The organism is Candidatus Eisenbacteria bacterium (genome assembly GCA_035712145.1).
Classification (GTDB): domain Bacteria; phylum Eisenbacteria; class RBG-16-71-46; order RBG-16-71-46; family RBG-16-71-46; genus DASTBI01.
Map to the genome: position 1 here is coordinate 1 of DASTBI010000087.1, position 22,807 is coordinate 22,807.

Annotated in this window: 18 protein-coding genes; 17 read left to right on the forward strand and 1 reads right to left on the reverse strand. The window is 69.2% G+C overall.

Annotated elements, in window-relative coordinates; translation table 11 throughout:
• From VFQ05_05270 to VFQ05_05325, 12 genes are all read left to right on the forward strand, one after another.
• On the forward strand, nucleotides 1-252 hold a 252-nt coding region (locus VFQ05_05270), incomplete at its 5' end, for a FlgD immunoglobulin-like domain containing protein (protein HET9326165.1).
• A 101-nt stretch (nucleotides 253-353) separates the two neighbouring features.
• A complete protein-coding gene (locus VFQ05_05275) occupies nucleotides 354-2,012 on the forward strand; it encodes a T9SS type A sorting domain-containing protein (protein ID HET9326166.1) in 1,659 nt (552 codons plus the stop codon).
• Between the two features lie 102 nt (nucleotides 2,013-2,114).
• Nucleotides 2,115-2,732 carry a tetratricopeptide repeat protein gene (locus VFQ05_05280; protein ID HET9326167.1) on the forward strand — a complete coding sequence of 206 codons (618 nt, stop codon included), beginning with the start codon at nucleotides 2,115-2,117 and terminating at the stop codon, nucleotides 2,730-2,732.
• 73 nt (nucleotides 2,733-2,805) lie between these two features.
• On the forward strand, nucleotides 2,806-3,954 hold the full coding sequence (locus tag VFQ05_05285) for a cysteine desulfurase family protein (GenBank protein HET9326168.1): 1,149 nt from the start codon (nucleotides 2,806-2,808) through the stop codon (nucleotides 3,952-3,954).
• Complete coding sequence (gene mnmA / locus VFQ05_05290; protein HET9326169.1) at nucleotides 3,951-5,087, forward strand: tRNA 2-thiouridine(34) synthase MnmA; 1,137 nt, start codon at nucleotides 3,951-3,953, stop codon at nucleotides 5,085-5,087. The genes VFQ05_05285 and mnmA overlap by 4 nt, the downstream gene beginning before the upstream one ends.
• Nucleotides 5,084-6,025: a class I SAM-dependent methyltransferase gene (locus VFQ05_05295; protein HET9326170.1), complete on the forward strand. Its 942-nt coding sequence runs from the start codon at nucleotides 5,084-5,086 to the stop codon at nucleotides 6,023-6,025. Before mnmA ends, VFQ05_05295 begins: the two co-directional genes overlap by 4 nt.
• Nucleotides 6,026-6,094: 69 nt before the next feature.
• Nucleotides 6,095-6,574 carry a GAF domain-containing protein gene (locus VFQ05_05300; GenBank protein HET9326171.1) on the forward strand — a complete coding sequence of 160 codons (480 nt, stop codon included), beginning with the start codon at nucleotides 6,095-6,097 and terminating at the stop codon, nucleotides 6,572-6,574.
• Nucleotides 6,575-6,582: 8 nt separating this feature from the next.
• Entirely contained in the window at nucleotides 6,583-9,357 is a 2,775-nt protein-coding gene (locus VFQ05_05305) for a PAS domain-containing protein (protein ID HET9326172.1), read from the forward strand.
• Between the two features lie 80 nt (nucleotides 9,358-9,437).
• Nucleotides 9,438-10,442, forward strand: coding sequence for an ABC transporter ATP-binding protein (locus VFQ05_05310; protein HET9326173.1), 1,005 nt, complete (start codon nucleotides 9,438-9,440; stop codon nucleotides 10,440-10,442).
• Complete coding sequence (locus VFQ05_05315; GenBank protein ID HET9326174.1) at nucleotides 10,439-11,260, forward strand: ABC transporter permease; 822 nt, start codon at nucleotides 10,439-10,441, stop codon at nucleotides 11,258-11,260. The genes VFQ05_05310 and VFQ05_05315 overlap by 4 nt, the downstream gene beginning before the upstream one ends.
• 17 nt (nucleotides 11,261-11,277) lie before the next feature.
• The gene (locus tag VFQ05_05320; protein HET9326175.1) at nucleotides 11,278-12,099 is read left to right on the forward strand and encodes an ABC transporter permease; all 822 of its coding nucleotides are present in this window, start codon (nucleotides 11,278-11,280) and stop codon (nucleotides 12,097-12,099) included.
• A 275-nt stretch (nucleotides 12,100-12,374) separates the two neighbouring features.
• A complete protein-coding gene (locus VFQ05_05325) occupies nucleotides 12,375-14,231 on the forward strand; it encodes a right-handed parallel beta-helix repeat-containing protein (GenBank protein ID HET9326176.1) in 1,857 nt (618 codons plus the stop codon).
• A gap of 3 nt (nucleotides 14,232-14,234) precedes the next feature.
• Here VFQ05_05325 and VFQ05_05330 read toward each other — a convergent pair whose 3' ends face one another.
• Nucleotides 14,235-17,051: a CHAT domain-containing protein gene (locus VFQ05_05330; GenBank protein HET9326177.1), complete on the reverse strand. Its 2,817-nt coding sequence runs from the start codon at nucleotides 17,049-17,051 to the stop codon at nucleotides 14,235-14,237.
• Nucleotides 17,052-17,203: 152 nt separating this feature from the next.
• Here VFQ05_05330 and VFQ05_05335 point away from each other — a divergent pair, with 152 nt between their 5' ends.
• From VFQ05_05335 to VFQ05_05355, 5 genes are all read left to right on the forward strand, one after another.
• The gene (locus tag VFQ05_05335; protein HET9326178.1) at nucleotides 17,204-18,277 is read left to right on the forward strand and encodes a DNA topoisomerase IB; all 1,074 of its coding nucleotides are present in this window, start codon (nucleotides 17,204-17,206) and stop codon (nucleotides 18,275-18,277) included.
• Between the two features lie 45 nt (nucleotides 18,278-18,322).
• Nucleotides 18,323-19,999, forward strand: coding sequence for a hypothetical protein (locus VFQ05_05340; GenBank protein ID HET9326179.1), 1,677 nt, complete (start codon nucleotides 18,323-18,325; stop codon nucleotides 19,997-19,999).
• 72 nt (nucleotides 20,000-20,071) lie between these two features.
• Nucleotides 20,072-21,070 (forward strand): hypothetical protein, encoded by a 999-nt coding sequence (locus tag VFQ05_05345; GenBank protein ID HET9326180.1) that lies wholly within the window; start codon nucleotides 20,072-20,074, stop codon nucleotides 21,068-21,070.
• On the forward strand, nucleotides 21,067-21,327 hold the full coding sequence (locus VFQ05_05350) for a phosphopantetheine-binding protein (GenBank protein ID HET9326181.1): 261 nt from the start codon (nucleotides 21,067-21,069) through the stop codon (nucleotides 21,325-21,327). Before VFQ05_05345 ends, VFQ05_05350 begins: the two co-directional genes overlap by 4 nt.
• Nucleotides 21,324-22,805: a class I adenylate-forming enzyme family protein gene (locus tag VFQ05_05355; protein ID HET9326182.1), complete on the forward strand. Its 1,482-nt coding sequence runs from the start codon at nucleotides 21,324-21,326 to the stop codon at nucleotides 22,803-22,805. Before VFQ05_05350 ends, VFQ05_05355 begins: the two co-directional genes overlap by 4 nt.
• The last annotated feature ends 2 nt before the right edge of the window (nucleotides 22,806-22,807 follow it).

Here is a 22,807-nt window from a genome sequence, read left to right on the forward strand (position 1 = left end):
AATCCGTTCAAGACCACCACGCGCATCGCGTACGTGGTGCGCGGAACGGGTGAGCACGTGCACATCGGCGTCTACGACGTCGCCGGCCGCCGCATGAAGGTGCTGGCCGACGGCTACCAGTCGCCGGGACGGTACGAGCTGAGCTGGGACGGGTCGTCTGATGCCGGAGCGCGCGCCAACAACGGCGTGTACTTCGTGCGCAGCGTCGTCGCCGGCAAGGTTCAGACGATGCGAGTCATCTACGTGAAGTAGAATTGGAGTCCGGCCCGGGTCGCTGAGGCCCGGGCCGGTGCAGACCCGGGACGGCCCCGCCCGCATCCAGGCGGGGCCGTTCGAAATTCGAGGCGCTTCTCATGAGAAAGAACCTCCAGGCGCTCACGGTCCTGGTCCTCGGGCCCATGGCCTGGGCCGGCGTGGCCGGCGGGCAGTGCGTCGTTCCGTCCCTCACCTCGGGGACGGCTCAGACGGCCTCGGCGACGCCGCAGAACTTCAGCTTCAACCAGACCGCTTCGTTCTATACCGCGGTGGGCGTGCGCTCTTCCGCGGGCAGCGACTGGAACCTGGCGCTCTACCAGAACACGGCCGCCTTCCCCGCCTGCGTCAGCGGCAGCCTCGGCGCGTCCACCGGCCTCGGCGGGGTGGACTTCGTGGTGGGGGACTTCAATTCCGGCCACAATCCTCTCGGGATCTACTACCCGCAGGCCACCCGGCTCAGCGGATCGACCGATGGCTTGGTGGAATGGGACTCAGGGTCCAACTCACTCACGGTCAACGGACCGCTCGTCAATCGCACCACTGGCGCCACCGACGTCCTGGAGGTGTGGGACGTCAATCTTCAGGCCGGCCACCAGTATCGATTCCAGTTCAGCCGCACCGGGGCCGACGTGAAGCTGCTGCTCTTCAAGAGCAACCCCGGTGTCTACTGGGTGGGCCGGACGGCGAAGCTGTTGGAAGCGACGGGCAATGCCGACTACACGGCTCCCAGCAGCGGCTTCTACGGCGTCGTGGTCGTCAATGACAACGGCGCCAACGGCTCCTATACGCTCGGCGTGGGAGAGTGCCGGACGCCCGACGCCCTCACCTCGGGGATGAGCGTGAGCACCTCGGGCCTCGCCGAGCGCACCTACGTCTGCGATCCGAACGCCACCTTCTTCACCGCCATCGGAGCGCGGGGAGCGTCCGACTGGAACGTGGCATCCTTCAGCGAGAATGTCGCGGGCACCTATCCCAGCTGCCTTTCCAGCCAGCTCGTGGCCTCGACGCTGGCGGCCCCGACGGTCGACTTCGTCGTCGGCAACTACACCGATCAGCTCCTCATGCCTTTCTACGCGCGGGTCTTCCTGAACCAGGGCCAGGGATCAGGATCCGCTCGCGTCGAGTGGGACGCCGGCGCCGACTTCGTCCAGGTGAACGGAAGCCAGATCGACCGCAACACGGACGCGAACGACGTGCTCGAGGTGTGGGACGTGTTCCTGACCTCGGGACAGCCCTACCAGATCCTGTTCAACACCACCGGCGCCAACCTCGCCCTCTTCCTGTTCCGGCCCGGGCAGACATGGCAGGGACGGAGCGCCGCGTTGTTCCAGCGCCCGGGCTCGCCCCTGTACCAGCAGTACATCCCCACCAACACGGGCTGGCATGGAGCCGTGGTGGTGAACCAGGACGGTGGCACCGGCACCTATCAGCTGCGGATCAACCAGGGCGCCGTGGGTGTTGAAGAGGAAGGACCCGTGGCGACCACGCTGGACGGCATCTCGCCGAACCCGGCTCATGGCCCTGCGCGCATCGACTTCGCCCTCCGCCAGCCTTCGCGGGTCTCGTTCCAGGTCATCGACGTCGCCGGACGCGTGGTGTCCGAGACGCCGGAGCGCGCCTGGTCGGGCGGGCGCTGGTCCCTGAGATGGGACGCCAAGGCCAGCAGCGGTGGCCGCCTGGCTCCAGGGGTCTACTTCGTCCGCATGCAGGTGGACGGCCACTCCGCGGCGCTCAAGAAGCTGGCGCTCCTCAACTAGCCGGTACGAGGCAAGGCCCGGGTCCACCGGTCTTGGGCGGCCTTCCGGGCTCGTGCTAGACTCGTTCGCGCTTTCCCACCTTGGCCGAGAGGGGTTCCCCACGTGAAGTTCTGGTTTGGCAGCTTGTTGGCGATTTGCATCCTCGCTTCCTCGGCGCTCGCGGCGGACAAGAAGACGGATGCGAAGCCGGCCAAGGCCCCCATCGACAGCCTCGCCATGCTCGAGCGCGCGGTGGCCAAGGACTCCAGCAACTTCAACAACCTGCTCGCCCTGGGGACCAAGTACGTCGAGCGCGACCGTCCGCTCGAGGCCCAGCGCGTGCTGACCCGGGCGAACGTGGTGAAGCCCAAGAACGTCAAGGTGCTGGTCAATCTCGGGGCCGCCTACGACGCCGCCGGCTCGCCCGCCGACGCCCAGAGGTACTACCGCCAGGCTCTGGAGGTGGCGCCCGGCGACATGGTTGCCTCGTGCCGGCTCGCCAGCTCGCTCTACGCCCAGGGGAAGCACTCCGAGTCCATGGACCTCCTGCGGGGCGTGATCCAGCAGAAGCCGGTCGCCTACTGCGCGTACTTCACGATGGGCGTCGCCTTCGCCGACGCGGGGATCTATCGCGAGGCGATCCGGATGTGGAAGAAGGTGGTCGAGATCGCCCCCGATTCACCCGAAGCCGCCAGCGCCCGCGAGAGCATCGAAGTCCTCCAGAAGTTCGTCGGGATGTGACCCGACGCCGCGGGCTTAGCGCACGCGGCACCATGCTCGGCATCGTCGGCGCCCGCCGTTCCGAGGAGCGGTCGTGATCTATCTGGACCACAACGCATCCACGCCCGTACGGGCCGAGGTGGCCGAGGCCATTCAGGCCTGCCTCACGGATCTGCACGGCAACGCCTCCAGCCTCCATCGCGAGGGTCAGCGCGCGCGCGCCGCGGTCGAGAAGGCCCGTGACCAGGTGGCTGCGCTGGTGCACGCGCGAGGCTCCGAGGTGGTGTTCGTGAGCGGCGGCACCGAGGGCGATCACCTGGCGCTGGTCGGCGGCGCGTGGGCCCTCGCATCTCGAGGTCGCCGCGTGGCGATCTCGGCCATCGAGCACCACGCCATCCACGGCGCCGGGGAGGTGCTCCAGGAGCACGGCTTCGCGGTCGAGCACCTGCCGGTCGACGCCAACGGCGTGCTGGACCGATCCGCGCTGGATCGACTGCCGGCGGACACCGCGCTGGTCGCCCTCATGCTCGCCAACAACGAGACCGGCGCGTTGCAGCCGGTGGCCGAGGCGGCGGCCTGGGCGCATCGCCGTGGCGCGCGGCTGGTCTGCGACGCGGTGCAGGCGTGCGGCAAGGTGTCCGTCGACGCCGAGGCGCTCGACGTCGACTATCTGGTGATCTCGGGGCACAAGATCGGCGGGGTGAAGGGCGCGGGCGCCCTGGTGGTGCGGCGCGGGGCGCCGCTCTCGCCGCTCTTCCGTGGCAGCGGGCACGAGGGAGGCCGGCGCGGCGGCACCGAGAACGTGCCCGGCATCGTGGGTCTCGGCGTGGCGGCGGAGCTGGCGGCACGCGATCTCGAGCAGGAGTCCACGCGACTCTCGGGTCTTCGCGATCGCCTCGAGGCGGCCATCCTCGCCGCCGACCGGAACGCGGTGTTCCACTCTCGCGGCGCCGCACGGCTGCCCAACACGGTCAATGCGTCGTTCCCCGGTGCGCGCAGCGACTCGCTCCTCATGGCGCTCGATGCCAAAGGCGTCGCGGTCTCCGCGGGGGCCGCCTGCGCGAGCGGCGCGGTCGAACCCTCACCGGTGCTGAATGCGATGGGCGTCCCCCGCGAGCTGGCGGTGTGCGCGATCCGCTTCTCGCTGGGGCGCACCACGACCGCCGGCGAGATCGACCAGGTGTCGGCCGTCCTGCCCGAGGCGCTGCGCGCGGCGCGCGCCGCAACCCCGGTGATCGCGTGAGCCCGGCTCGCAAGGTCCTCGCCGCGATGAGCGGCGGCGTCGATTCCGCGGTGGCCGCCGCCCTGCTCGCCGAGCAGGGTCACACGATCACGGGGGTGACGCTCAAGCTGTGGTGCTACGGCACCTCGCCGGTGAGCCCGCGCGCCTGCTGCACGCTGGACGCGATCGACGATGCGCGGGCCGTGGCGCGGCGCATGGGGTTCCCGCATTACGTCGTGGACGCCGAGGAGGTGTTCCGCGCTCGCGTGCTCCAGCCTTTCCTCGATGCGTACGCCGCGGGGCGCACGCCCTATCCCTGCGCGCTGTGCAACCAGCACCTCAAGTTTGGCGATCTGGTTTCGCGCATGGAGCTGATCGGCGCCGATGCGCTCGCGACCGGTCACTACGCGCGGGCCGAGCGCATGCCGGACGGGGCGGTGGCGCTGCGGCGTGCGGTGGACCCCGCCAAGGATCAGTCCTACGCGCTCGCGCTGGTGCCGCGCGCGGCGCTCGAGCGCGCGCTGTTCCCGCTCGGTGAGCTGACCAAGGAGGAGGTCCGGGCTCACGCCGAGCGGCTCCAGCTCTCCGTGTGGGACAAGCCGGAGAGTCAGGATCTGTGCTTCGTCCCGGACGGCGATTACGCGGGCTTCATGGTCGACAAGCTCGGCGAGCGGCGGGGCACGGAGCCGGGCCCGATCGAGGACGCGAGCGGGCATCGGCTGGGCATGCACCGCGGCATCATCCACTACACGGTCGGACAGCGCCGCGGTCTCGGCATCGCGGCGGCGGAGCCGCTCTACGTGCTCGCCATCGAGCCGGCGCGCGATGCGGTCGTGGTGGGACCGCGCGATGCGCTCGAGAGTCCCGGGCTCGTCACCGAGCCGATGAACTGGCTGTTGGGAGCACCGCCGACCTCCGCGATTCGAGTCGCGGCGAAGATTCGCTATCACCATCCGCCCGCCGAGGCCGAGGCACACCCGGGTGAAGGGGGACGCGTGGAGGTGCGTTTCACGCATCCCCAGTCGGCCATCACGCCGGGGCAGACCTGCGTCCTCTACGACGGTGACCGGGTGATCGGCGGCGCCGCGATCGCTCACGCGCTGAGTGCTTGGCCGGGCGACTCGCGGCGGGACCCGGCTCCGATCGCTTCGTGAGCGGCCTGCCTTCGCCCGAAGCCATTTTCGAGACCCGAACCCTCGACGTCTGTCTGGCCTGCGGCGGCACGCGCCTCATCCGCCTGCCTCTCCGCTACGAGTATCGCGGCGTTTCCTTTCCCATGGCCGAGTGCGCGAGCTGTGGCATGCGCTTCCTCGCCGTGCAGCCCGTCGGTGAATCGCTGGCTTCGCTCTACGCCGAGCCTTACTTCGAAGCCGATTTTCGCTGCGGGCGGAGCGACGCCCGCTCGTTCGACGAGACGGCCTTCGTCGAGGAGAACCGCGGCCTGCTCGAGGCCTTCGAGACGCTGCGCCCGCCGGGACGGTTGCTGGAGGTGGGATGCGCCTCGGGATGGCTGCTCAAGCATGCCGTGGCACGAGGCTGGAACTCGCGCGGGGTGGAGCCTTCGGCGCCCGCCGCGGCGTTCGCACGCTCGCTCGGTCTCGAAGTCTTCCAGGGCGACTTGATCTCGGCGTCGCTGCCTTCCGAGAGCGCCGATCTGGTGTACATGGGAGACGTGCTCGAGCACGTGCCCGACTGTCGAGCCACGTTGACCGAGGTGGCGAGGATCCTAGCCCCTTCAGGCTGGCTCTATCTCCGCGGCCCGATCACGACGCACTCGCTGGCGCGATCGCTCGCCCTCAGGCTCTACGGACTCGCCGGCCGCGTCATCGTCCTGCGCGAGCCGCCTTACCACTTGTGGGAGTTCAGGCCACGGCCGCTCGCTCGGCTCATGGCCAGCGCGGGACTCGAGACGGTGCGCCTCCGCCAGACCAAGATCCCGCCAGGCCGCGCCTACGGACGCAAGAGCGCCCTTCAGGCAACGGTGATGAGCATGGTCGACGTGGTCAATCTGCCGGTCACCCGGGTCTTCAATGCCCGCGGGGACCGTCTCACCTTGGTGGCGCGCAAGCCATTAGCGGCTTCCCCCGCCTAGAAACGGGGTCAAGCCGCCGCCGGAAGAGGACGAAAACCCGGTATCCCCAAGCCCGACCGGGAGGGCTCCATGAAGTCCGAAGCACTCATCCAGCGCCTCGAAGCGCAGGCCGCGCGCGGGGCTTCGTTCGAGCATCTCCTCGAGGATGCCGTGCTGGGCATCCACGAGTTCGACCCGCGCTTCCACTGGACCGGGATCTACGAGCTGTTTCCCGACAACGTGCTCCGGCTCGGCCCGTTCATCGGCGCGCCCACCGACCACGTCTTCATCGGGGTCGGCCGCGGGGTGTGCGGCACGGCGGTGGCCGAGAAGCGCAACATGAACATCCCCGACGTCACCAAGATCTCGAACTACCTGGCGTGCAGCAGCGATACGCGCTCCGAGCTGGTGGTGCTGATCCGCTCGGGTGATGCGATCTACGCCCAGATCGACATCGACAGCCACGAGATCGCGGCATTCGACGACAGCGACGTCGAGGACGTTCAGCGGATCGCCGACTGGCTGGCTCGGCTCTATGCCTCTCGTCCGGCCATGAAGCACGGGACCTAGAGGCTCAGATGGAGCCCGCGGTCCCGAGGAGCGACTCGAGCGACGCGCTCGAGCGCTTGCTCGACGACTTGCTGGCCGCCGAGACCGCGCCGGCCGTGGTGGAGAGGGGTGCTCGCTGGCTTGCGCAGATGTCGGGTGCGGCGTCCGCCGCCATCTTCCTGTTCGAGGAAGGGCGCCCGACCATCGAAGGCTGGCATCCCATCACCGTGGCCGAAACGTCGCAGGCGGCCCCGCTGCGGACGCTGGCTCGCGAGGCGATGGGGCTTCCGCTCGGGCCCGAGGCCGGAGAGCCGATCCCTCCCCTTCCGGGGCTGGCGCGACTTCCGCTCGTCTTCCATGGGCGCACCCTGGGTTATGCGCTGCTCCTGCCCGGCGATCTGCCGCCCGCGTGCGGCCCCGCGGTTCAGCGCGCGGTGCGGGCCATCGCCTGCCGCGCCGGCGCCGAGGCGGAGATCGCCGCCAGCCACGGCGCCCACGCGCGCTATCAGCGGTGGTTCAAGACGCTCGACGAGCAGCTGCGCGTGCTGGATCGCGAGCGCCAGAAGTTCGCCGCCATCGTGCATTCCTCCGACGCCCCGGTATTCGTCACCGATCGCGCCCGCGTCATTCGCTGGACCAATTCCGTCATGGCCGAAAGCAAGGGCGAATCGGGAGGCGCGTGGATCGGGCTCTCTTGCCGCGACGCGTGCCGTCACTTCACCGACGGACCCGACGAGGATCCTTGCCGCAGCTGCCCGGTCTCTCAGGTGCTCGAGAGGAACAGCGTCGTCCACCGTGAGTATCGCGACATGCGCGACGGCCGCGACCGGAGCCTCTACCTCAGCGCCCTCCCGATCCGCGACCCGAGCGGGACGCCGGAAGAGGTGATGGTGACGCTCCAGGACCTGAGCGACCTCGAGATACTGCGTGCCTCCGAGGCGCGCTACCGCTTGCTGTTCGAGCGCAGCTCGCGCGGGATTGCGATGATCGATCCAGACACGCACGCCATCCTGCTCGCCAACTCGACGGCGAGCCGCATGACCGGGCATCCGCCCGAGCAGCTCAACGCCCTGACGCTCGAGGATCTGCATTCGCCCGAGGAGTGGCGAAAGCTCGAGCCGGTCTACACCGTGGGGCTCACGGGTGGCGTGCTCGATCCAATGGACTGCGAGATCACGAGACGCGACGGCGAATCACGCCAGGCCGTGGTCAGCGGCACGCGCGCGGAGCTCGATGGCCGGCAGGTGCTGATGCTCGAGTTCCGAGACGTCACCGAGACGCGGCGCGTGGAGGAGGCGCTCCGCCAGACCGAAGCCCGCCTGCGTGTGGTGGTGGCTGCGAGCCCGATCATCCTGTTCGCGATCGACCGCCACGGGGTCATCACGCTCGCCGAAGGCAAGGGGCTCGAGCGGCTGAGCCAGGAAGGTGGTCTCGCGGGCATCTCGGTCTTCGACTTGTATCAGGACTATCCCGAAGCTCTGGCCGACGTGCGGCGCGCGCTGGCGGGCGAGGAGTTCACCACCATCCTCGAGGTTCGCGGGCTGGCTTTCGAGACCAGCTTCTCGCCGCTGAAGAGCCCGGACGGCGAGAACCTCGGCGTGATCGGCGTCGCCACCGACGTCACCGAGCGCCGCCGGCTGAGCGAGCAGCTGCGTCAGGCGCAGCGCATGGAGGCGATCGGCCGGCTTGCCGGAGGCGTCGCCCATGACTTCAACAACCTGCTCGCCGCCATGCTCGGGCACAGCGAGCTCATGCTGGGGCGCCTGGAGGCCGGCCATCCGCTGCGGAGGAACGCCGAGGAGGTGCAGAAGGCGGCCTCGCGGGGCGCCTTGCTCACGCGCCAGCTGCTCTCGTTCGGACGCAAGGACGTGATCGTGCCGAAGGTGATCGACATGAACGCCGTGGTCGCCGGCATGGAAGGGATGCTGCGCCGCCTGATCGGCGAGGACATCGAGTACGAAAGCGTCGGGTCGCCGCGCGAGGCTCCGGTGCGCGCCGACCGCGGGCAGCTCGAGCAGGTCATTCTCAATCTGGTGGTGAACGCGCGCGATGCCATGCCTCAGGGCGGCCAGCTCACCGTCGAGGTCGGCGAGGCGCAGCTCGACGAGGCCTACGTCGCGTCTCATCCGGCCGCTCGCGTCGGCCGGCACGTCGTGCTGGCCGTCACCGACACCGGCTGCGGCATGGACGCCGAGACGCTGGCACACGTGTTCGAGCCATTCTTCACCACCAAGGAGCGTGGCAAAGGGACGGGACTGGGATTGGCGACGGTGTACGGCATCGTCGAGCAGTCCGGCGGGCAGGTGCTGGCCTACAGCGAGCCGGGCGTCGGCTCGTCCTTCAAGGTCTATCTCCCGTTCGTCGCCGAAGCGGTGGAGGCGGAAGCGGAGGCTCGGGTCGTTGCCGCGCCGCGCGGCGGCACCGAGACCATCCTGGTGGTCGAGGACGAGGATGCGGTCCGGGCCACCGCCGTCGAGGCGCTCGAGACCAGCGGCTACACCGTGCTCCAGGGCCGCGATGGCGTCGAGGCGCTCGCCGTGGCCGGGGCGCACCGCGGCGAGATCCACCTGCTGGTGAGCGACGTGGTCATGCCGCGCATGGGCGGCGGCGAGCTCGCCCTGCGGCTCGCCGCGCAAAGGCCCAGCATCCGCGTGCTCTTCATCTCCGGCTACCCCGACGACGCGGTGGTGCGGCATGGCGTGGTCGAGCGCGGCGCGCCGCTGCTGCAGAAGCCGTTTGCGCTCTCCGACTTCGTGCGCCGCGTGCGCGACGTCCTGGACGCGCCGCGACGCAAAGCCGCCTAGAAAACGGGCCCGGGGCAGAGGCGGGTCTTCCCTGACGGCCGCCTTGGCTTCCAGGTTTTCTGCTAGCCTGCCCGCTCCCCATGCCCGCCGACACCCGTGCTCCCGCGGTCCTCACCCGTGATCTTCGCCGCACGTACCGCGCTTCGCGCGGCGGGGGCGAGGTCGTAGCGCTCGCAGGGGTCGACGTGCGCATCGAGCACGGCGAGATCTTCGGCTTGCTGGGGCCGAACGGCGCCGGCAAGACCACGTTCATCAAGATCCTCACCACGCTGCTCTTCCCGACCTCCGGCGAAGCGCGGGTCGTGGGCTACGACGTGGTGCGGGAATCGCAGGAGGTGCGCCGCCGCATCGCACTGGTCTCGGGCGGCGAATCGAGCGGCTACGGCATTCTCACGGTGCGGGAGTGCCTGTGGATGTTCGCGCAGTACTACGGCGTCCCTTCACGGATCGCCTGGCCGCGCGCCGATGAGCTGATCGCGGTCGTCGGCCTCGAAGAGCAGACCCACTCGCGCATCAACCGGCTCTCCACCGGACAGCGCCAGCGGATGAACTTCGCGCGCGCGTTCGTGAGCGACCCCGAGGTGCTGTTCCTCGACGAGCCCACGCTCGGCATGGACGTGAACGCCGCTCGCAAGCTGCGCGACTACGTGGCGCGCTGGGTGCGGGAGCGGGAGGGACGCACCGTGCTGCTCACCACCCACTACATGGCGGAGGCGGAGCAGCTGTGCGACCGCGTGGCGATCATCGACCGCGGCCAGGTGCTGGCCTGCGACAGCACGCCGGCGCTGCGCCGCCAGGTGCAAGGCGGCCAGCACGTCGAGCTCGAGGTGCGCGGCGCCGGCCCGGAGCTGGATCTCGCCTCGCTCTCGGGGGTGCAGGCGGTCTGGGGCGCCCCTCATCCCGATCGCGGCACGCGGGCGCTCAAGTTCCGCCTTCCCGAAGGCGAGGTGCTGGGCGAAGTGCTGCGCCGCCTCGAAGCGCAGAGCATCCAGGTGGACAGTGTGTCGACGCGCGAAACCACGCTCGAGGACGTGTTCATCGCCATCGTCGGCCGCGGCCTGGAGGAGACGGAGACCCCATCGTGAAGCCGGGCGAGGGCCTCGTCCACTTTCTGCGCGCCGCCTATGCGCGCACGTACGTCCGCATGGTCGGCTCTTTTCGCGAGCCGGTGTGGCTCGTCACCGACGCGATCCTTCCGCCGGTCGGGATGTGCGCCTTCGTGCTGCTCTACCGCGCGCTCGGCGCGCCGCCGAGCTTCGAGGCGCTGGCGGTGCTGGGCGGCATCCTCTCGGCGTTCTGGATCAACGTGCTGTGGGGGATGGGCACACAGCTCTACTGGGAGAAGCAGCAGGGCCAGCTCCAGCTCTACTTCGTCTCGCCCGTCTCGCGCATGGCGATCCTCACCGGCATGGCGGTCGGCGGAGTGATGGCCACGACCATCCGCAGCGTGGTGGGCATCGCACTCGGCTTCGGACTGCTCGGGGTGCGGGTGCCCGCCTTCGATGTGGGGATGCTGGCTCTGGTGTTCGTGGTCTCGATGGTCGCCCTCTACGCGCTCGGCATGATCCTGTCCTCGGTGTTCCTGCTGTTCGGCCGCGAAGCCTGGCACGTGTCGAACGCGCTCCAGGAGCCGGTCTATTTCATGTCGGGGCTCTACTTCCCGCTGCGCACGCTGGGGGCGGCGGGCTGGGCGCTGGCCGGGATCATCCCGCTTGGATTGGGCGTCGACGCGATGCGCCAGGTGCTGCTGGGAGACGCCGCGCGGGGACTGGCGCCGGTCGCGGTGGAGACCGGGATCCTGGCGGGGCTCGCCGTGGTGTTCCTGATCGGCGCGCGGCTCGCGCTTGGGCATCTCGAGACGCTCTCGAAGCGCGAAGGCCGGCTCGCGCAACGCTGGCAATGAGGATCCTCGCCGCACGATTGCGCACCGCCGCCTGGCTCGGCTGGCAGATCGAGTCCAACTGGACCGCGCCGTTCCTGTTCGTGGTGTACGCGGTGCTGCGACCCCTGGCGATGGCGCTGATCCTGGCCGGCATGTACTGGGCCGTCGCGCCCGAAGCCGCGCGCCGCGAGGCCTTCATCGGCTTCTATCTCGCCAACGCCTTCCACGTCTACGTCACCCAGGTCATGGTCGGCATGGGATGGGTGGTGGTCGAGGAGCGCGAGGACTACGAGACGCTGAAGTACGTCTACACCTCGCCGATGGGCATGCTCACCTATCTCGCCGGCCGCTCGACCGTGAAGCTCGTGCTCGGCACCGTGAGCATGCTGCTCGCGCTCGGCGTCGGCTGGTTCGCGCTCGGCCTGCGCTGGGACTGGGCGAGCGTGGCGTGGGGGCCATTCCTGCTCACGTACGGATTGGGCCTCGTGGCGTGCGTCTACCTGGGGTTCCTGGTGGCCGGTGCGGCGATGTTGCTTCCACGCATCGCGATCACGCTCAACGAGGCGCTGGCGGTGGCGTTCTATCTGCTGTGTGGCGTGATCTTCCCGATCGATCTGCTGCCAGCCGGCCTGCGGCATCTCGCGCTGGCGTTCCCGTTCACCTACTGGTACGAGGCCCTGCGCCGATTCCTGATCGGGCAGGGGGCCAGCCAGCAGCTGAGCGCCTGGCCCGACGGCCTCCTGCTCACCGTGCTGGCCGCGACCACGCTCGCTTTCGCGATCCTTTCCCACTGGGGCTACATGGCCATGGAGCGGCACGCGCGCCGCCTGGGGCGCCTGGATCAGACCACGCTCTTCTGAACGCCCGTGTAAGGCGCGCGGGACAGATTCTCCAAAGTTCAGGACCCGGATGACCCAATCTCGCCGAGTGCCATCCGGCAAGTCCTGATCACCCAACGGATTGACGGGACCTCCGCGCCGAGCCCCGCGTGGCCTTCCTCTTGCGTGAGTGCCCACTCATTCGGGCCGCGAGCGCTGCACCCCAGGACGTACCCCGCCCAGTCGAGGCTCCCCTGATTCCCAGCCAGACATCCAGCGCCGTGGGCCTTCGGCGAGCTTTGGCGATCGCCGTCCTGATGGCGGCCCTGATCTCGATGGCCGTTCCGGCAGGCGCCGCACGCATCGTGCTGCGTCCCGATGGCAGCGGGGACGTGCCCACGTTCCAGGCCGGCGTGGACTGCGTGCTCGGACGGACCTGCGATCCTTTTCCCGACACGCTGGTGGTGGAGCCCGGCGATTACGCGGAGGACGTGTTCTTCGACATGTCGGCGCCCGCTTTCTATGCGCGCATCGTCTGCCCCGCGGGTCCCGCCGCGACGCGCATTCGCAGCATCGCCTCGGGGGGTGGCTACAACGCGCGCATCACCATCGAAGGGCTCCAGGTCGACGGCCGGGTGACCAGCGACCTGTCCGGCACGCCGCTCCGCTGGGTCGGCTGCCGGTTCATGGGTGATGCGTTCTCGCACTCGTTCATCGGCAATCAGCTCTTCAATGACTGCGAGTTCCGCGCCCGTCTCGACGTCTCCGGCGCCGGAGCGCTCGATCGCTGCCTGTTCGTCGGCGCGCGGGCATCGCTCCAGCTCGCGGTGTTCGGCCTCAGCATTCGCGATTGCGTGTTCCAGGACTGCGCCGACACCGCCGTGGTCGCGACCCCCGGGGATGCGTCGCACCTGTCCTTCGAGCGCTGCACGTTCCGTTCGGTCGACCGCGCGATCGTGGTCAACCCCGATTCCATCTACCAGCGCGACGGCCTGCGGGTGGTCGATTCGCGGTTCGAGGACGTGCGCTACGAGGCCATCTCCTACGATTCCCGCCGTGATTTCGCTCAGAGCTGGCTCAAGTTCGTGGTGCTGCGGTCCAGCTTCACGCGCTGCGGCGCCGGCCTGCGGGTGAAAGGGAATGCCCGCATCGACCTCACCATGGTGTCCGACACCCTCCAGGACACCGAGGGCCCGGCGATCGTGGCGGAAGGGCAGCTCAACTGGTCCCTCGACAGCCTGGTGGTTCGCCGCGGCGGAGGCGCGGGCATCGTGCTGCGTGAGAAGAACGACCAGGCGCCGCTCTTCCGCTCGATCACCCATTCGTTGATCGAGGAAAACCTCGGTGACGGCCTCGCCATCGAGGCCGGTCCCGAGGCCGATTTCCCTCGTCGCCGTATCGTCGGCAACGTGTTCGCGCGCAACCGCGGCGCCGGCGTGCGCGCGAGCGACGGGGTCACGCTGCTCGAGAACCTCGCCGCGTCGAATGGAGGCGACGGATTCCGTTTGACTCCGAGCCGGGCGACCGGGGACAGCATCCGCTTCAACACGCTCTACGGAAACGGCGGCGGGATTCGGGTCACCGGACCATCGGCCGGACCCGAGGCGGTCGTGTTCCTGGAGAACAACCTGGCGGTGGAGAACGCCGGCGTCGGCATCGCGCTCGAAGGCCTCCTCACCGCATCGGTCCGGGACAACAATGTCTGGGGCAACCATGCGAGGGACTTCCAGGGTGTTTCGGTCGCATCGAATCTCAGCGTGAATCCGCTGTTCTGCGACCCGGCGGCCTTCGACTTCCATCTGGCGGAGAACTCGCCGATCAAGCCGGGGGGCTCGCAAGGCCAGATCGGCGCGTTTGGCGTCGGGTGCGAGCGTCAGGTGGTCGCGGTCAATCCATCGGTCGGCGCCAGGCTCGCGATCGGGCGCGTGGCGCCGAACCCGCTGGTCGGAGGGCGCGAGGTCACGGTGTCGTTCACGCTTCCTAGCGCCGGCGCGGCCACCATGGAGGTGCTCGATGCGGCCGGGCGGCGGCTCTCGAGCCGCGAATTGGCCGCCCATGAGGCCGGCACGCAGCGAGTGCAGCTGCGGATGCAGGATCTGTCGCCGGGGATCTACTGGGTGCGGGTCGCGCAGGCCGGGCAGGCGGCAGCTTCCAAGATCAGCATCGTGCCCTGAGGCTCAGGCCAGGGCTTCGATCGAGCGCCTGCGCGCATGCCGCCGTCGCGCGCCGATCACGAGCGCGAGGGCCGCGATCACGACGCCGGTGCCAGCGATCGACGGCCACCACCATCGAGGTCTCGCCTGGAGCGGCACCCGGACGTCGCCATTGCCGAACAACGCATGCCCGGCCCAGTGGCGCGGGGCGCGGGTCGCAGGATCGCCGCGCAGAACCTGATCGGCCCACGCCATGGCCTCGGCGACGGTTCCGCCGCCCGCGAGCCGTGTGTAGAACGCTTCGGTCCAGCGTTTCGCGCTGCCGTCCTCGATCGGCCAGAGATTGACCACGACCGCCTCGGCGCCGGACGCGAGGAGAGCGGTGGCCAGAGCCTGCGCTCCGACTCCGGGAAGCCGGGTGCCGCGGGCCGGCTCGCACGCCGGCAGCACCACCAGCCGGGCGCCGAGCGAGGCCGTCGCGGCCGTGGCCGCGCGCCAGTAAGGATCGCGATCCGATCTCGATGGGCGCTCGAGCAGGATGCCGGAATACCAGGGATGATGATCGTCGAGCCGCGCGCGGGTGACGAGGTGGAGGACATCGTAGTCGGCGAGACGCTCGGGACTGACGGCGCCTGAGCGTTCGGCGGTGCGGACGTCGATCCCCTGATAGCGCGCCCCCAGGTCCTCGACCTCGCTCGCCGCGCGCGAGCTGGGCGCGCCATCCTCCTCGCTGGGTCCGGCCAGCGCCAGCACACGGCCCTTCGCGTCAGAAGGCTTCGTCTCACGCGACGCGGCCAGCCACGAGGCCGAAGGAAAGCGCTCGATGGTGTGGCTCGCGGCCAGCACGGCTGCGTTTCGGGAAGAGTCGGGTAGCGCCAGAGCCCCGAGAGGGAATGCGGCCAGCTCGCCCGCGGCCGTGAAGACGATGCGCTGGCTGCGTTCCACGAGATCGGCGATGCCGGCGAGCAGCGAGGCGCCGAGCCGAGCCGCCGAAGAGTCCCACGCCGCCTGCTCGACGCCTTCGGCGCCCCGCGCGATCAGGCTCGAGAACGTTCCCGTCCGCCGCAGCAGATCCTTGGCTCGCGGCAGCCGGACCAGCCTCAGGCTGTCCCGGGTGAGCGCGAACAGATAGGAGGCGCTCGATCCAAGCCACAGATCGAGCAACAGCTCTCCCTCGCGAAGCACCGCGTGCTGCAGGGAGTCCGCGGTGAGCGCCGGGCTCGTGAATCGCGCCGGGAGGTCGGGGGGGCGCTGCGGGCCGAGCGTGCGCTCGACCAGCGGGCGGCTCCGCAGACGCTGCAGGGTGTCGAATGCCGCGCGCGCGCGCGACTCGAGCGCCGTGTCGGCGGTCCGTGCCATCGCCAGCTCGACGATCAGCGAGTGGAGCGCGCGTTGACCCTCCTCGCGGCCTTCGCTCTCGCTCAGGTCGTAGGGACCTTCGTCGTCCCTGGCCCACAGCCGCGACGCTTCCTGGAGCCGCGCCGCCGCGCGCTCGGGCCGCCCCATGGCCAGCTCGCTCAGACCGGCGGCGGTCGTGAGCTGGAGCGCGCGCCACGGCGCGGCAGAAGGCGCGTCGCGCCGCGCGCGCTGGTAAGCATCGAGCGCCTCACGCCCTCGTCCGGCCGCCGTGAGCAACTCGGCGCGCGTCGACTCGATCTCGAGGCGGATCGCGGCCGGCAGCCTCCCGCGCGATGCGCGCAGCTCGCGGTCGAGCAGCGTGAGAGCTGCCGACGTGCTGTCCTGCTCATCGAGCGCCCGGGCGAGAGCCAGCGACAGACCGGCGCGCTCGGTGGCCGGCAGAGCGCGTCCTAGCGCGAGTCCGCGGCGCGCGATCGCCGCAGCTTCCGCCGGCCGGCTCTCCCGCACCAGCACGTCCGCATGCTCGGCGAGCGCTTGTGCGCGATAGCCCACCTGACGGAGCGACTCGCAGGCTGCGGCCACGTGCACCAGCGTGCTCTCGGCGTCGGGATAGAGCGCCAGGTGCTTCTGGATGTCGGCGGTCTGGAAGGCCGGGCCGATCCAGTCGTGGATGGTTCCGATGTGGCGGAACACCGTCCATGCCCGCCGCTGGCTCTCGACGGCGGTGTCCAGATCGCCGGCCACGACCTCGACCATCGCCACGTTGCCGAGGGCCCGCGCCAGCTCGAACTCCGCTCGCCGGTCCTGAGCGATGCGCGCCACCTTGCGGTACGCGTCGCGAGCCTGGTCGAGGTCTCCGAGCGAGAAGTGCACGTGGCCGAGGCCGGTCACCGCGTCCAGCTCGCCGCGCCAGTCGCCGGCCAGCCGGGACAGCTCGTTCGCGCGCGTGAAGAAGTGGCGGGCCTCCCGAGGCCGGCCCTGAGCCACCAGGTCCATGCCCATCGTGGTCCGCGCGCGGCTCTCGAACCGAAAGTCGTCGCGGGCGAGCGCCATGCGGAGGAGCCATTCGACCGCGGGCTCGACCAGGCCGTCGTGGTCGATGTCGCGGGTGCCGAACAGGGCGAGCGCCGCCATCATCCCCGTGCTGTCGCGGAGCGAAGAGGCGAGATCGAACGCTTCCCGCGCCGGGCGGTAGGGATCGTCACCGCGGCGCTTCAGCAGATCCGCATGCGTCTGGATCAGGAACAGGAGCGTCCTGCGGTCGGCGCGCCGGCGGGCATCGCGGATCACCGGCTGGAGAACGGTGATCGCGGTATCGAGCCGGGACGCCGCGGCCAGCGAATCGACGATCCTCAGGCGCTCCCGGAAGCGCTCGGAGACCGGCGAAACGGGGGACTGTGCCCGAGAGGCGGCAGCGACGATAACAACGGAGGCTGTGGCGACGGCGACGAGAATCCGGAAAGAGGCGCCAAACCTTGCCATGGATCGGGTTGGTCTCCTCGGCCAGCCAGGTTCGCGGGCGCAATGTAGCACAGGAGCCAATCATGGCCGCGGTGGAGTTGCATCATATAGTCACCAGGAAGCGCCGCCGGAGGAAGGGCTCGCTCCGACTCGTCTCGATCAACGGGAGACGCATGGCCTCAGGACCCGACGACGACGAAACCAGTCTGGCGATCGCCGAGGCGGTGGATGCCGCGCGCAGCGCCGGCCTCCATTACGTGACCGACCGCTCGCCCGGCTTCCGTCGGCAGAAGTGCGGCAAGGGCTTTCGCTACATCACCGCGGAAGGTCAGACGCTGCGGGACAAGGACGATCTCATCCGGATCAAGGCGCTGGCCATTCCCCCGGCCTGGACCGAGGTGTGGATCTCGACCTCGGCGCGCGGCCACATCCAGGCCTTCGGACGCGACGCTCGGATGCGCAAGCAGTACCGCTACCATGCGCGCTGGCGCGAGGTGCGCGACGAGACCAAGTTCGGCCAGCTCGTCGCTTTCGGCGAAGCGCTGGCCGACATACGCAAGCGCGTGGACCGCGACATGACACGGCCCGGCCTTCCGCGCGAGAAGGTGCTGGCCACCGTGGTCCGCCTGCTGGAAATGACCATGGCCCGCATCGGCAATCCCGAGTACGCGCGAGCGAATCGTTCCTTCGGTCTCACCACGCTGCGCGACCGCCACGTGACCATCACCGGCCACCAGCTGCGCTTCCGGTTCACCGGCAAGAGCGGCAAGGCCCACGACTTGAAGGTCACCGACCGCCGGGTGGCCAAGATCGTGCGCGCCTGCCAGGACATTCCCGGCTACGAGGTGTTCAAGTACCTCGACGAGCAGGAGCAGGCGCAGAACATCGACTCCAGCGACGTCAACGCCTACCTGCGTGAGATCTCGGGCGCCGACTTCACCGCCAAGGTGTTTCGCACCTGGGCGGGCTCGGTCGAGGCCCTCGAAGACCTGCGCGACATCGGCCCCGCCGAGACGCAGACCGCGGCCAAGCAGAACGTGGTGCAGGTGGTGAAGGAGGTGGCTCGGGCGCTGGGCAACACGCCGGCGGTCTGCCGCAAGAGCTACATTCATCCCGCGCTGATCGATGGCTACATGAAAGGCACCTTCCACGAGACGCTCAAGGAGCTGCCGCGGCGCCGGTCCACGCCCAGGATGACGAGCAACGAGCGGCTGCTGCTGGACTTCCTGAAGAAGGCGGCCGCCTAGAACGGACTTGGACCCGGCAGGAGCCGGGCCTATCGTCCCTGGCCGATGCGCGAGACCTCTCGGCGGGCCCCGGCTGTCCTGCACGTGCTCGCCGCGGCGCTCACCCTCACGCTGCTCAACGCGCTCAAGCCGCTGACCGCCGACGATCCCTCGTACTACTGGCACGTGCAGCGATTCGCCGCTCATCCGCTCGATCCTTACGGTGGCGAGATGGTGTTCGGCGAGATCTGGGGCCCTGCTCTCCACAATGTGGCGCCACCGGTTCTCATCTACTGGCTGGCGCTCGGCTATCGGCTGATCGGCGATCAGCCTCAGATTCTGAAGCTCTGGCTCCTGCCGTTCCCCCTGCTCCTCGCGGGGGCGAGCTTCGCGCTGCTGCGTCGCGTTGCCGCCGGGTTCGAGCGCTACGGCGTCTGGCTGATCGCGCTCTCGCCGGCCATCTTGCCGAGCCTCAATCTGATGCTGGATGTCCCAGCCCTCGCGCTCTCGCTGGCCGCGACCGCCCTCTTCCTACAGGCGGCCGACCGAAATTCATGGTGGCTGGCGGCCGCGGCCGGCGCGCTCACCGGTCTCGCGATCCAGACCAAGTACACGGGCTTCACCGTCGGCCTCGTGCTCCTCGCCACCGGCTGGCTGCGAGGCCGACTTCGCCTGGCGATCCTGGCCGGCACGGTGGCGGCCGCGCTGTTCCTCGGCTGGGAGGCTTGGGTTCTTGGCCGTTATGGCGAGTCCCAGTTCTTCCACTTTCTCGGGCGCCGCGAGCGCGGCGAGACCGGCACCAGCCCCTTCGAGTTGTTTCGCGCGCTGGTGCGCACGCTAGGACCACTGGCTTCGCCGTTGATCCCCCTCGGCCTCGTGGCGCTCGGGGCCGGACGCAAGTGGGTGGTCCTCGCCATCGTGCTGGTGGCCGCGGCGCACGTGGCCATCGCCGTCACGCCCGAGAGCGCATACCAGCTGACTTTCGCCTGGGTTGGACCGGTCCTGCTGTTGGTGGCCGCGGCCGTGACATGGCGCATGAACACTCGTCGCGGCCGGCGCACGATGCTTCGGGGGACAGCTCCGCGACTGCGGGGAGACTTCGCCGTGCGCTTCCTGACGGTCTGGCTCGCGATCGAGCTGCTCGCCTACCTCTCCATCTCGACCTTCCCCGCTGCACGCCGAACGCTCGGCGTTCTGATCGTCCTCGTGCTGATCACGAGCTGGCTCGTCAGCCGGGCCATCCGCCTCGTCCACTGGCGCCGGTCTCTCGTCTGGGGTGTCGTCGCGCTGAGCATGGCGCTCGGATTCTTCTATTTCGCGGTCGACCTGGATGACGCCCAGTCCGAGCGAAAGACCCCAGCCCGCGTCCGGGATCTCGTGGCTGCACGCGGAGGCGGGTCGATCTATTACCTGTCGACGAGCTGGTGTGGTTTCCAGTTCTATGCTCCGCGCGAGGGCCTGCACCCGGTCGTCCCTGGCCGGACCAACTTCTCGCGAGGCGATTGGCTGGTCATCCCGTGGAACGTGCAGGTGCGGAACCGGCTCACGCTCGCGGATTCGAGCGTGGCTTTCGTCGAGGTCGTGCCGTGGGCGCGTCGATTGCCGATCTCGACGCGTGACGCCTATTACCGGGGAACCCGGCCGCTGCGCCGTCCCGAAGCCGACTGGCGAGCCGCGGACCTTTACCGAGTCGACGAAAGCGGACAGATCGTTGGCGTGCAGGAACATCCCTACATGCCTTAGTCGCGACTTTTGACGCTCGCAATCGTGCGCGGTAGCCTCAGCTCTGATCCAGGTACAGAGGCCGGAGGAACAGTGCACGATGTGGTGGTCCCGCGCCCGGTGGCGATCGCCCCCCGGATGCGAGCCTTCTCCAGCAACGACCTCTACGAAATCATCGCGATCTCGGTCCTCGGCCCGGCGTCCTGGCTCGTGCCTCACCGACTCTGGGACTTCGTCAGCGTTTCGCTGAGCCTGGGGATCACGCTTCTTCGGCCCGACGTCACGCACCGGCGTATCCAGCGGCTGAAACGCTGTCTCGATGGCCGCGCCATCCCCGACTCGCTGTTCGGCCTGCGGGTCCGGATCATGGCCGGCTACATGGAGGAACGGCTCCAGCTGCTGCGGGAATACCGCCCCGGTGGCTGGCGCGGACGTATCGAGATGACCGGCCGCGAGCATCTCGACCGCGCGCTCCAGAAGGGCCGCGGGGTGGTGCTCTGGGTCTGCCCGTTCACCTACGGCGACCTGATCGTGAAGACCGCGATGTCGCGCGCCGGAGACCGGGTGACTCATCTGGGCGCCAACGCGCGCGGGTTCTCGCCGAACGCCTGTCATCCCTGGGTACCGACTCGATTCGGCATCCGTCACCTGAGCCGTCTGCGGACCGCGATCGAGGACCGCTACATCGAAGATCGAATCGTGATGCCCGATGACGGCGCGATGGGGTACATCCGGCGTGTGGAGCGTCTGCTTCGGAACAACGGAATCCTCTCCATCCGCGCCGGCCGCCATGGGCACCGCACGATGGAGATCCCGATGCTCGCGGGGTCGATCACGATGGCGACCGGCGCGCCCAGCCTGGCGCTGGCAACCGGAGCCGAGCTGCTGCCGGTATTCGTGATCTGGAAGGCCTCGGGTCACTTCGAAGTGGTCTTCGAGCCCCCGATGCGGACCGCCGCCGAGATGGACCCGCGCGTCGCGACCGAGGATCTGATGCGCCGCTACGTGCGGCTGCTCGAGTCCTACGTGCTCCGCTTCCCTTACATGTGGAGCGGCTGGTACCAGATGCGCTTCCCCGACTCCGGGAAATGAGCGTTGGAACGGCGGAGATCGTGGCGCAGCTCCGGAGCTTCCTGGCGGCCCGTCATCAGCTGGAGGAGGACGCGGTGCTCGACGAGTCCACGGGCCTGCTCGGGCGCGGCATCGGGCTCGACTCGGTGGAAGTCCTGCAGCTCGTCGGGCGCATGGAAGAGGCCTTCGGATTGACGATCGGCGACGAGGAGCTGGACGCCTCGCATTTCCAGACCGTCGGCGCCTTCGTGCGCTTCATCGAGGACCATCTGCGATGAGCCTGGCCGACATCGCCCGTGCATTCGATCAGCTCGCCGCCCGCCAGGCCGCGACCATCGCGGTGCGCGAGCGCGACCGCAGCCACCGCTACGACGAGCTTCGGAGCTGGTCCGAAGAGATCTCGCGCACTCTGTCGGCCTACTGCCGAGCCCCTGGCCAGCGGGTCGGGCTCATGATGCCGAACTCGGCCGCCTACGTCGCCGCGTTCTTCGGCATCACCCGCGTCGGGGGTATCGTCGCCCCGCTCAACATCCGCTACCGCACGCAGGAGCTGCTCTACTACCTCGAGGACACCGGGGCCGCGGCGCTGATCGTTCCCGGTGACCTGGTGGAGCAGGCCCGCGAAGCTCTGGCGCGTCTCGATCGTGCGCCCGCGCTGATCCAGGTGGACGATCCAGCGCGCTGCCGGGTGCTGGCCGAAGGCGGGGGAGACGTGGTCACGGCGCCGATCGATGGCTCGCCGCCGATCCTGCTCCAGTACACCTCGGGCTCGACCGGAGCGCCCAAGCGCGTGCTGCGCACTCACGCCCAGCTCGAGTTCGAGCTCGAGCGTCTGGCGCAGGTGTTCGATCTCAGTCCCGACGACCGTGTTCTGGGAGCCGCGCCGTTCACGCACGTGAACGGGCTGGTGCGGAGCATGATGACGTCGATGTTCGTGGGCGCCACGCTGCACACCGTGTCCGACTTCAACCGCCGCGCCGTGCTGGACCTCATCACGCGCGAGCGGATCACGTACTTCGGGAGCGTGGCCCAGATGTTCGTGATCCTGGCCGACACTCCGGTACGCGGCGATGTGGATCTCTCCAGCCTGCGCATCGCATTCTCGGCCAGCGCGCCGCTCCTGGCCGCCGACAATCGGCGATTCCACGAGCGTTACGGCCTGTACGTGCGTCAGCTCTACGGCTCGACCGAGACGGGCACGATCAGCGTGAACCTCGGATCCGATCTCGAGCGAAGCCTCGAATCGGTCGGCAGGCCGCTGCCCGGCGTCAGCTTCCGCACCGTGGACGACAGCGGCCGCGACCTGGCGCCCGGCGAAGAGGGAGAAGTGGTGATCAAGAGCCCCGCCGCGATCTCGAGCTATCCCGGGAATCCGGAAGCCAGCGCCGCCGCGTTTCGTGAAGGCGGCTACTACTCCGGGGACCTCGGCCGCCTGGCGCCCGACGGCTCGCTGACGCTCACCGGGCGCAAGAAGTTCCTGATCAACCGGGGCGGCTTCAAGGTCAACCCGCTCGAAGTCGAAGAGGCCATCCAGAGCCATCCCAAGGTGAGCGAGGTGGTGGTGGTCGGCGCGCCAGGACCGCATGGGGACGATCTGGTGCGATGCGTGATCGTGGCGGCATCGCCCTGCACGCCGGAAGAGATCCTGCTCCACTGCCGCGGCCTGATCGCCGACTACAAGATCCCGAGCCGGATCGAGTTCCGCGACACGCTGCCACGCACCGACACCGGCAAGCTCTTGCGTCACCAGGTCTGACG